This window comes from Pseudomonas sp. LB-090624, from assembly GCF_003205205.1.
In the GTDB taxonomy this organism is placed as follows: domain Bacteria; phylum Pseudomonadota; class Gammaproteobacteria; order Pseudomonadales; family Pseudomonadaceae; genus Aquipseudomonas.
The window spans coordinates 18,052-27,799 of sequence record NZ_QJRL01000043.1 but is presented as its reverse complement, the minus strand read 5'-3'; the positions used below and the strand labels follow the sequence as shown (position 1 = coordinate 27,799).

Below are 9,748 nucleotides of genomic sequence, written 5' to 3'. Positions count from 1 at the left end.
GCGCGTACGCCTTGGCGCATGACGCGATATTGCGTCGCACAAACAAGGCGGTCGCGCGCGCCTGCCACAGGCGTGACTGGCCCGAAACAAATGTAGGAGCGAGCGCAGCTCGCGATGCGCCGCGCGGACGGCGCTCGATTTCTGCCACACCCTAAAACCCACGCCAAACACACCCGGCCATTGCGCAACCTCATGCCATGCGGGGTGGCTTGGTAAGGGTACGGCGGTAGAGGTGCGTCGCGTGGAAGACCGAGCGCCGCCCGCGCGGCGCATCGCGAGCTGCGCTCGCTCCTACGGTTGTTTCGGGCCAGTTATTTCTGGGGGATTTGCGCGCGTACGCCTTGGCGCATGACGCGATATTGCGTCCTACAAACAAGGCGGTCGCGCGCGCCTGTCACAGGCGTGACTGGCCCGAAACAAATGTAGGAGCGAGCGCAGCTCGCGATGCGCCGCGCGGGCGGCGCTCGATTTACGCACCACCTCATACCCCAAGACGGCACCTGATAGCCTTGATCCCATTTCCCGACGCGCACATCCAACCCTTGCTCTGGTAGCATCCGGCGCGCATCAACATCTTCTTCGCCGGCTCAACCGGCAATCATCGGTAAATCAAGAACATGGGCCTTGCAAGCAGCAAAGGTCTAACGGGGGATTAATGGACTTATGGACTGCCTTCCAGGCAATCATCCTGGGAGTAGTTGAAGGGCTCACGGAGTTTCTGCCAATCTCCAGTACCGGGCACCAGATCATCGTTGCCGACTTGATAGATTTCGGCGGTGAACGCGCAATAGCGTTCAACATCATCATTCAGTTGGCGGCGATCCTGGCGGTAGTGTGGGAGTTTCGCGGCAAGATACTGGAAGTGGTGTTCGGCCTGACCAGCCAGCCCACTGCACGGCGCTTCACGGGCAACCTGCTATTGGCGTTCCTGCCTGCGGTGGTGTTGGGCGTGCTGTTCGCCGACCTGATCCACCACTACCTGTTCAACCCGATCACCGTGGCAACCGCCTTGGTGGTTGGCGGGGTAATCATGCTCTGGGCCGAACGCCGCACCCACCGCGTAGAAGTCGACCACGTCGATGACATGCGCTGGACCCATGCCTTGAAGATCGGCTTCGTCCAATGCCTGGCGATGATCCCAGGCACATCGCGTTCCGGGTCCACCATCATCGGCGGCCTGCTGTTCGGCCTGTCGCGCAAAGCGGCCACCGAGTTCTCGTTCTTCCTGGCGATGCCGACCATGGTCGGCGCAGCAGTGTATTCGGGTTACAAGTACCGTGACCTGTTCCAACCCGGCGACCTGCCGGTGTTCGCCATCGGTTTCGTGACCTCGTTCATCTTCGCCATGATCGCCGTGCGTGCGCTGCTCAAGTTCATCGCCAACCACAGCTACGCGACGTTCGCCTGGTATCGCATCGCCTTTGGTCTATTCATCCTGGCCACCTGGCAGTTCGGCTGGATCGACTGGTCGACAGCTCAGGGCTGATAGCACGACACAAAAATGAAAAAGGGCTGCATCCGCAGCCCTTTTCATTGGTCAGGTTCAGCCGCGTATTTCAGCGACGACCGCAGCCAGCGCTTGCGCCGGGTCCGCCGCCTGGCTGATCGGACGGCCGATCACCAGGTAGTCCGAACCGGCATCCAGTGCCTGGCGCGGGGTGAGGATACGGCGCTGGTCATCCTGCGCACTGCCCGCGGGGCGAATACCCGGGGTCACCAACTGCAGCGACGGGTGCGCCGCCTTCAGTGCCGGGGCCTCCAGCGCCGAACACACCAAACCGTCCATGCCAGCCTTCTCGGCAAGTGCCGCCAAACGCAGCACCTGCTCTTGCGGGTCGACATCCAGGCCGATACCGGCCAGGTCTTCGCGCTCCATGCTGGTCAACACCGTCACGCCAATCAGCAACGGCTGCGGGCCGCTGCGCTTGGCCAACTCTTCACGGCAGGCCGCCATCATGCGCAGGCCACCGGAGCAATGCACGTTGACCATCCACACACCCATCTCGGCTGCAGCCTTCACGGCCATGGCGGTGGTGTTGGGGATGTCGTGGAACTTGAGGTCCAGGAACACTTCGAAACCCTTGTCGCACAGGGTTTCGACAATGCCCGAAGCGCTGCTGGTGAACAGCTCCTTGCCCACCTTTACCCGGCACAGCGCAGGGTCAAGCTGGTCAGCCAGCTTCAGGGCGGCCTCACGGGTAGGGAAATCCAGGGCGACGATCAGGGGCGTCTGGCAGGCGGACATGGCAGGGTCTCTTTGCAAGTCGAAAACGGCGCGCATTGTAAACGAAGTGACGCAGGCTTTGGGGCCCGCGGGTCACGGAATTGGCCCGGCACGGGCTGGCTCCTATAATTGAACCATTGGAACGGGCAATTGCTCAAAATTCATACAAGCGCCGCCCATCACCCCGTAAAGGAGAACGACAATGCCCTGGTATGCCTGGCTGATCCTCATCATAGCCCTCGGGTCCATCGTCGGAGGCTTGATGATGCTGCGCGACACGGCGAAAAAACTGCCGCTGACTGAAGAGCAACTGCGCAAGGTGCATGAGCGCAATGCCGAGGCGGATGCCAAGGATGCGCAGGACCGTTAGGGGTTAAGAAGGGTTTGAAAGCCTCATTTTGCTTGGCGTGGGTTATGTGGTGCCCGTGAGATCGAGCGCCGCCCGCGCGGCGCATCGCGAGCTGCGCTCGCTCCTACGTTTGTTTCAGGCCAGTAACGCCTGTGACAGGCGCGCGCGACCGCCTTGTTTGTACAACGTGATATTGCGCCATGCGCCAAGGCGTTCGCGCGCAAATGGCACAGGAATGATTGGCCCGAAACAAACGTAGGAGCGAGCGCAGCTCGCGATGCGCCGCGCGGGCGGCGCTCGATATACGCATCACCTCAAAACTCAAGACGGACACCTGATAGCCTTAACTCCATCTCCCGGCGAACCCATCGCCGGTTACCCATGCCCCCCTTTCGTGATGAGCCGCCTCATTTCAGACAAAAAACAGGGCTGCTTTGCAGCCCCGGTTCCAGAGGGCAACCCCAAACCACAGGCTCGCCCTACTCCCCCACTTACTCCACCATCACCTTGTCCCGGTTACGCTCCAGCAACGCATTGCCAATGCCCTTGATCTCCAGCAGTTCATCCACCGAAGCAAATGGGCCATTGGCCTCCCGGTAGGCCACTATGGCCTCAGCCTTGGCTTTCCCTATCCCATTCAGCTCCTTCTGCAAAGTCAGCGCATCGGCCGTGTTCAGGTCCAGCCGCTGGGGCTGCGGGGCCTGCTGCGGGCTTACCATCGGCACCGGCTCGGCCACCGCCGTGGTGCTGGCCGGGGCAGCGCTAAGGGAAAAGGACAGGCTGGCGAACAGCGGCAGCAGCAAGTACGACAGAACGTTGTTACGCATGGTGAACACTCCTAGGTTGGTCATTTTCCATCAGCCGGTTTCCTTCGGCTGCGTCATCAACCCTAGCGGTAAACTCCACACCCAAACAGCCAGCATCCTCGGCGAATGGTTACCAAATAGATCAACCACGCAATCAACTTCGCCAACCCAAAAACAATGGCCTTTCCCTCCCCTCCCGCCAGCCCGAGAGCATTGGCGCCATGCCGCATGGCCTGTAGCCAAATACCCGTTTGTCCGATACCGCATTCACCGCAGAACCCGCACACATTCCTACACCCCCCGATGAACAAGGCCAGACCACGAACAACCGCACTCTCCTGCAGGGTCCCGCCCGCCCTGCCAACTGGCATCACGGGAACCAACTGCTAGATTTTTGAGCAATGGACAGCCGTTTGCTTGAAGGACCCAAGCTGCATGCCCCCGTCCACCCGCCGCTTGCCCTCGCACCCAACCCGTCCGCCAGACCCGCCTTCGCGCGCACACCCGGCCCATTCGGCCTACCCCGTACAGCCCCGTTCAGCAAGAGGATCACCGCCGTGCCCCTCAAAACCCTCACCGTATTCGGCACCCGCCCAGAAGCCATCAAGATGGCCCCTCTTGCCCTGCAACTCGCACAGGACGCCCGCTTCGAGCCCCGCGTGTGAGGAAGCGCCGGCGCTTGGCAAACCGGTACTGGTGATGCGCGATACCACCGAGCGGCCGGAGGCGGTGGCAGCGGGGACGGTGAAACTGGTGGGCACGGAGGTTGATTCCATAACCGGGGAACTGGCCAGGTTGCTGACGGATGAGGCGGCGTATAAGGAGATGAGCGTGGCGCATAACCCGTATGGCGATGGCAAGGCATGTGGGCGGATAGTGGAGGCGCTTGGGTCGAGATTGGGCTTGGGCTGACAGGGCATGCCTTGGAATGTTTGTCGTTTGTAAGATCAAGCGCCGCCCGCGCGGCGCTCGATCTCACAGGCACCGAACCCGGAAGCCCGTGAGATAACCAGGCGTACACCTGGGAAGGCCCACGAAATAGCGCAGGTCAAAATACCTTAACTTCAAGCAGGTTCTTCAAGTACTGCCCGTAACCGTTCTTCAGCAGCGGTTGAGCAAGCCGCTCAAGTTGCTCTGCATCGATCCAGCCCGCGCGATAGCAAATTTCTTCAGGGCAAGCCACCTTGAGACCCTGGCGCCGCTCCATGGTGGCGATGTATTGGCTGGCATCCAGCAGGCTGTCGTGGGTACCGGTATCCAGCCAGGCATAACCACGCCCCATGATCTCGACTTGCAATTGCTGCTGCTGCAGGTACAAGTTATTGAGGTCGGTGATTTCCAGTTCGCCGCGTGCCGACGGTTTAAGCTGCCTGGCCAAGTCGACGACCTGGTTGTCGTAGAAATAAAGACCGGTGATCGCATAGTTGGACTTCGGGGCTTTCGGTTTTTCTTCTATCGACAATACGCGCCCGCTGCCATCGAACTCCGCGACACCGTAACGCTCCGGGTCCTGGACGTGATAAGCAAACACGCTGGCCCCCGACTGCCGCTGGCCAGCACTCAGAAGCAGCGACTGGAAGTCATGACCATAGAAAATATTGTCACCCAGCACCAACGCCGACAGGGCGTTGCCAATAAAGTCTGCCCCGATCGTGAATGCTTGGGCCAAGCCGTCCGGGCTAGGCTGCACGGCATAAGAGAGGTTGATACCCCAACGGCTACCATCACCCAGCAGTTGTTCGAAACGCGGGGTGTCCTGAGGCGTGGAGATGATCAGAATGTCCCGAATGCCGGCCAGCAGCAGCGTGCTGAGCGGGTAGTAGATCATCGGCTTGTCGTACACCGGCAACAGCTGCTTCGATACAGATAGCGTGGCGGGGTGCAGGCGAGTGCCAGAGCCACCGGCCAGAATGAGTCCTTTACGTGCCATAACTATTCCTAACGCCGGATTTCGTCCAGCATGCGTTGCACACCTTGTTGCCAAAGCGGCATCTTGAGATTGAAGGTCTCTTCCAGTTTAGCCAATGCCAGCCGAGAATTTAGCGGGCGCGGAGCCGGCGCCGGGTAAGCTTGGGTACTGATTGCACCCACCTGTTCGGCGGACACCTTCAAGGCCATGCCATTGCGCCGCGCCTGCGCCAGTACGAACTGGGCATACCCGTGCCAGCTGGTTTCTCCGGCTGCCGCAAGATGGTACGTGCCGAGCAAAGGGCTAGCATCCTGCACACTGAAAAGCTGCCGCACGATATGGGCGGTAACATCGGCGATCAACTCTGCGCCGGTCGGGGCGCCATATTGGTCTGCCACCACATTGAGCGCGTCCCGCTCGGCCGCCAGGCGCAACATGGTCTTGGCAAAATTGTGGCCGCGCGCGGCATACACCCAACTGGTCCGCAGCACCACGGCAGAGGCACCGCTGGCCTCAATGGCGAGCTCGCCATCGAGCTTGGTACGGCCATAGACAGACAGCGGGCCGGTGGGGGCATCCTCTTGCCACGGCGCCAGGCCACTACCGTCGAACACATAGTCTGTGGAGTAGTGGATCAGCCGTGCACCCAGCCTGGCGGCCTCACAGGCCAACAGGCCCGGCGCATCGGCATTGATGCGGGCAGCCAGCTCTGGCTCGCTCTCGGCTTTGTCCACCGCCGTGTAAGCCGCAGCGTTGACGATCACATCCGGGGCCAGCGAGCGCACCGTCGCCGCCAGACCATCGAGATTACTCAGATCCCCGCACAACTCACCCTCGCCCTGGCGGTCAAGCGCAATCACCTCACCTAAAGGCGCAAGGGCACGCTGCAACTCCCAGCCCACTTGTCCGTTCTTCCCCAACAGCAAAATTTTCAAACTTCGTCAGCCCCATATTGCTGCGCGACCCAGTCACGGTAGCTGCCGTCCATGACGCCTTTGACCCAATCCTCGTTAGCCAGGTACCAGGTAACCGTCTTGCGAATGCCGGTTTCGAAGGTTTCGGCAGGCTTCCAGCCGAGTTCGCGCTCAAGCTTGCGAGCATCGATGGCATAACGGCGGTCGTGGCCTGGGCGGTCGGTGACGAAGCTGATCTGACTGGCGTAAGGCTGCCCGTCAGCCCGCGGCCGAAGTTCATCGAGCAGCGCACATACATGGTGGACGATGCCCAGGTTGGGCATTTCGTTCCAGCCACCGACGTTGTACACCTCACCCACCTGCCCTGCCTCAAGCACTCGGCGGATGGCGCTGCAGTGGTCCTTGACGTATAGCCAGTCACGAATCTGCTGCCCATCGCCATACACCGGCAGCGGCTTGCCAGCCAAGGCATTGACGATCATCAGCGGGATCAGCTTTTCGGGAAAATGCAGCGGCCCGTAGTTGTTCGAGCAGTTGGTGGTGAGCACCGGCAAGCCATAGGTGTGGTGATAGGAACGCACCAGGTGGTCGCTGGCCGCCTTGCTGGCAGAGTACGGGCTGTTTGGGTGGTATTGGTGGGTTTCGGTGAACGCAGGTTCGCCGGGTTTCAGCGAGCCATAAACTTCGTCGGTAGAAACATGCAGGAAGCGGAACGCCCCCCGCGCTGCCTCATCCAGGCCATGCCAGTAACCCCGTACGGCTTCCAGCAACTGGAAGGTACCCACCACATTGGTGTCAACGAAAGCCTGGGGCCCGAGAATGGACCGGTCGACGTGCGACTCGGCGGCGAAATTGAGCACAGCGCGGGGGCGATGCTCTGCCAACAGCCGTTGCACCAACCGCCCATCGCCTATATCCCCATGCACGAAGACATGCTGCGGATTACCCTCTAGGCTAGCGAGGCTCCGCAGGTTGCCAGCGTAGGTCAGCTTGTCCAGGTTGACGATGGGTTCGCCGGACTGGCTTACCCAATCCAGCACGAAATTCGCGCCGATGAAGCCGGCACCGCCGGTTATCAGGATTGTCATAGGCTTGACGCTTCTCGAGTGGATGCGGATGGATGTTATTGGCGCAATTCTAGACGGGAACGCTGACGGCGTGTGGCGGTAAGTCACCGTTCACGCATTTGACTGTTGTTCTGTCATTGACCGCGAGGCAAAATACGAAACCTTCTCAAGAACGCCATCTGGGCTCACAGGGATGTTTATGCCTTCTATATTTCCTTCGGTCGCTGTTGCGGCCTTGTTTGCTTCCGCGCCTGTCTGGGCACAGTCCACGCAGCTTGCTCACCAGGTGATCACGCCCAGTGCTTTCCTGGGGGTGGATCTGCAAGGGGATTTTTTGACCGAGGTGCCGGAGTGTGCAACGGGGGAGATACGCCCTCCTCAACCTTGCCGCATTGCGACTAAGAAAGCGGGACGCTTTGAAGTGCGGGGGTTGCCGTATCTGCCTATTTCGCCGGGGTATAAGTTGTTTGCAACGGTGGAGGGTGGAGCTGTTAGTCAGTTGGTGTTGACGGGTAATGCTAATAATTTGTACCTGGTTAAAGAAATGCTGACTGATAAGCTGGGGCAGCCGGCGGCTAGCGGGACTCATTGGGTGAAATTGAAGTCCGGGGCCTCGTATGAGGCTGAGGTTTATAAGTGGAACTCTGAAGGGGTAGCCATTGATTTTGGCCGAAACCTTAGTGATCTGGGGCGGTATTCAGTAACTTTTTCGACGTCGATAGTCGGTACGGACGTTGGCCAACTTGATGTCGTACCTGTGCCGGAAAGCCCCAGTTTTTAAACTGACTTGATGCCAATCTGACCGGTAAAGCGTTTCTGCGGTTAGCAATGGAGCGGAAACGAAATAGGGATCACGGCTTGTTCGCCTTACACTACCTCGTAACTGGTGGTCCACTATTACAGTCTCCCGGCTCGCTAAAGCTGGGAGAATATTTTAGACGTTAGCAAAACTGGCAATGCCCCTTGTCCGATTTTGTCGTACGTATCCAGGGCCGATACATAGGTTTCAGCACGACGGTCACCCATGCCCCCATGCGTGGGATAATGTCATTCTACGGTAGTTGAGGACCTGTTAACGAAACAGTTCTAATGAAATATCTAATGGACTTAATTCAACATGAGTCGATTGACTGATCTTGATCATCTTGCCGCTTCAACACCAGTTTAATATAGTGCACGTATAAGCCGAAAGCCTTTAACTGGGCGTCAAGCGAATGGAAATATTTCATCCAAAGCGAGAGCGACCCATTTAACACTATACCTATCAAATTCAGCAAAAAAATTTACAATCGAGGCAATCAATTGATTAGACTTGAAAAACATAAACAACTTTACTCCTGCGAAGCCTTGCGGAACTTTAGAACCGCCGGACTATGACTGAAGATAGGCCTATTAACTATTTCGAGTGGCCGCAGGCTTATGCTTGCTAATATTCCGCAAAAGCAAAACAAGAGGCTTCTCCAAGCACCTGTAAATGGCATAGGAAGAGCACAACATCAATATAACGACACCCCAGAAAAGGGCATGCGGACTGCCCATTGGGTAGAGCGCATTAAAAACCATATAACCAACATTTTGATGAAGCAAATAGAGCGGGTAGGTTAACAAGCCGAGCGCAACCCAATTACGCCGAGCAATAAAACCCATCTTATTGATAGCGGTCAATGCCATCAGCATATAGAAAGTGGTAAGCACTAACACTACGACTACCCCATTGAACTCCACAGAATAGTGTGCCCTATACTTTTCAAGAACAGAAAGCGAAGTATATAAAGAAAAAGCATAAGAACAAAACAACAAACCTAAACGAAACATAGAAAAACCAAATCGCCGGACCTGCCAAAAAATCGCCCCCGCTATAAAGAAAGCTGCGTAATCAGGAATGAACATTCGACGCAACATATCATCATGCCTACCAAATAACACGACACTCACCAAAAGCCAGATCAACAAAAAACCTTCTACACGGTGCATCTGCCTAAATATAAGAAGCACGCAAATCAGCAGATAAAATCTTATCTCAACAAATATTGACCAATAAACTCCATCAACAGGCCTAACACCAAGGAAATCCCCCATTAAAGTGAGCCCAGTTAAAAATTGACCTGTGGTGGCACTGAAACGCTCGCCACCCAAGAGCAAAGTACAAATAAAAGTAATTGTCGAACACACCCAAAAAGCCGGATAAAGCCTAATTGCTCTTGAGCGAATAAACTCTATCACGGAGGCCCTCGATGCGGTGAGCAAAATCACAAAGCCGCTTATCATGAAGAAAAGCTCAACTCCGAGATACCCATACTTAGCAAAGGGCATGTAATCAGAATACGAAAATATCGTTTTGTTGTCGGCAGCAGCCCCACGAAACGCGTAATGAAAAAAAATCACTGAGAGAGCGGCTATGAATCGATAAAAGTCAATCTCACTAATGCGTTGCCGATCAGTGGAGGGTGAAATGGACATCGAGTAATCTCATAGTAAT

Annotated in this window: 10 protein-coding genes; 4 read left to right on the top strand and 6 right to left on the bottom strand. The window is 57.2% G+C overall.

Going from position 1 to position 9,748, the window contains the following annotated elements:
• Positions 1–655 precede the first annotated feature (655 nt).
• Positions 656–1,486 carry an undecaprenyl-diphosphate phosphatase gene (locus DMX11_RS24240; protein WP_110747799.1) on the top strand — a complete coding sequence of 277 codons (831 nt, stop codon included), beginning with the start codon at positions 656–658 and terminating at the stop codon, positions 1,484–1,486.
• 57 nt (positions 1,487–1,543) lie between these two features.
• Here the strand turns inward: DMX11_RS24240 and pyrF are convergent, their stop codons facing one another.
• The gene (pyrF, locus tag DMX11_RS24235; protein ID WP_010952851.1) at positions 1,544–2,245 is read right to left on the bottom strand and encodes an orotidine-5'-phosphate decarboxylase; all 702 of its coding nucleotides are present in this window, start codon (positions 2,243–2,245) and stop codon (positions 1,544–1,546) included.
• Positions 2,246–2,426: 181 nt separating this feature from the next.
• Here pyrF and DMX11_RS24230 point away from each other — a divergent pair, with 181 nt between their 5' ends.
• Positions 2,427–2,594, top strand: coding sequence for a DUF2897 family protein (locus tag DMX11_RS24230; protein WP_003252762.1), 168 nt, complete (start codon positions 2,427–2,429; stop codon positions 2,592–2,594).
• Between the two features lie 470 nt (positions 2,595–3,064).
• Here DMX11_RS24230 and DMX11_RS24225 read toward each other — a convergent pair whose 3' ends face one another.
• Complete coding sequence (locus DMX11_RS24225) at positions 3,065–3,400, bottom strand: ComEA family DNA-binding protein (RefSeq protein WP_110747808.1); 336 nt, start codon at positions 3,398–3,400, stop codon at positions 3,065–3,067.
• A 678-nt stretch (positions 3,401–4,078) separates the two neighbouring features.
• Between DMX11_RS24225 and DMX11_RS24220 the strand changes: the two genes are divergently transcribed.
• Positions 4,079–4,291, top strand: coding sequence for a UDP-N-acetylglucosamine 2-epimerase (locus tag DMX11_RS24220; RefSeq protein WP_371921803.1), 213 nt, complete (start codon positions 4,079–4,081; stop codon positions 4,289–4,291).
• Between the two features lie 136 nt (positions 4,292–4,427).
• Here the strand turns inward: DMX11_RS24220 and rfbA are convergent, their stop codons facing one another.
• The 3 genes from rfbA to rfbB are packed head-to-tail and all read right to left on the bottom strand — an operon-like array spanning position 4,428 to position 7,290.
• On the bottom strand, positions 4,428–5,309 hold the full coding sequence (gene rfbA, locus DMX11_RS24215; RefSeq protein WP_110747796.1) for a glucose-1-phosphate thymidylyltransferase RfbA: 882 nt from the start codon (positions 5,307–5,309) through the stop codon (positions 4,428–4,430).
• An 8-nt stretch (positions 5,310–5,317) separates the two neighbouring features.
• Entirely contained in the window at positions 5,318–6,223 is a 906-nt protein-coding gene (gene rfbD, locus DMX11_RS24210) for a dTDP-4-dehydrorhamnose reductase (protein ID WP_110747793.1), read from the bottom strand.
• Positions 6,220–7,290 (bottom strand): dTDP-glucose 4,6-dehydratase, encoded by a 1,071-nt coding sequence (gene rfbB, locus DMX11_RS24205; protein ID WP_110747790.1) that lies wholly within the window; start codon positions 7,288–7,290, stop codon positions 6,220–6,222. Before rfbB ends, rfbD begins: the two co-directional genes overlap by 4 nt.
• 178 nt (positions 7,291–7,468) lie before the next feature.
• Here rfbB and DMX11_RS24200 point away from each other — a divergent pair, with 178 nt between their 5' ends.
• A complete protein-coding gene (locus DMX11_RS24200; RefSeq protein WP_146230378.1) occupies positions 7,469–8,050 on the top strand; it encodes a hypothetical protein in 582 nt (193 codons plus the stop codon).
• Between the two features lie 611 nt (positions 8,051–8,661).
• Here the strand turns inward: DMX11_RS24200 and DMX11_RS24195 are convergent.
• A complete protein-coding gene (locus DMX11_RS24195; protein WP_110747785.1) occupies positions 8,662–9,729 on the bottom strand; it encodes an acyltransferase in 1,068 nt (355 codons plus the stop codon).
• Between the last annotated feature and the right edge of the window lie 19 nt (positions 9,730–9,748).

Coding starts and splice junctions, on each gene's coding strand:
- DMX11_RS24230 (WP_003252762.1), top strand. CDS start 2,427: ATGCCCTGGTATGCCTGGCTGATCCTCATCATAGCCCTCGGGTCCATC.
- DMX11_RS24225 (WP_110747808.1), bottom strand. CDS start 3,400: ATGCGTAACAACGTTCTGTCGTACTTGCTGCTGCCGCTGTTCGCCAGC.
- rfbA (WP_110747796.1), bottom strand. CDS start 5,309: ATGGCACGTAAAGGACTCATTCTGGCCGGTGGCTCTGGCACTCGCCTG.
- DMX11_RS24200 (WP_146230378.1), top strand. CDS start 7,469: ATGCCTTCTATATTTCCTTCGGTCGCTGTTGCGGCCTTGTTTGCTTCC.
- DMX11_RS24240 (WP_110747799.1), top strand. CDS start 656: ATGGACTTATGGACTGCCTTCCAGGCAATCATCCTGGGAGTAGTTGAA.
- DMX11_RS24195 (WP_110747785.1), bottom strand. CDS start 9,729: ATGTCCATTTCACCCTCCACTGATCGGCAACGCATTAGTGAGATTGAC.
- pyrF (WP_010952851.1), bottom strand. CDS start 2,245: ATGTCCGCCTGCCAGACGCCCCTGATCGTCGCCCTGGATTTCCCTACC.
- rfbB (WP_110747790.1), bottom strand. CDS start 7,290: ATGACAATCCTGATAACCGGCGGTGCCGGCTTCATCGGCGCGAATTTC.
- DMX11_RS24220 (WP_371921803.1), top strand. CDS start 4,079: ATGCGCGATACCACCGAGCGGCCGGAGGCGGTGGCAGCGGGGACGGTG.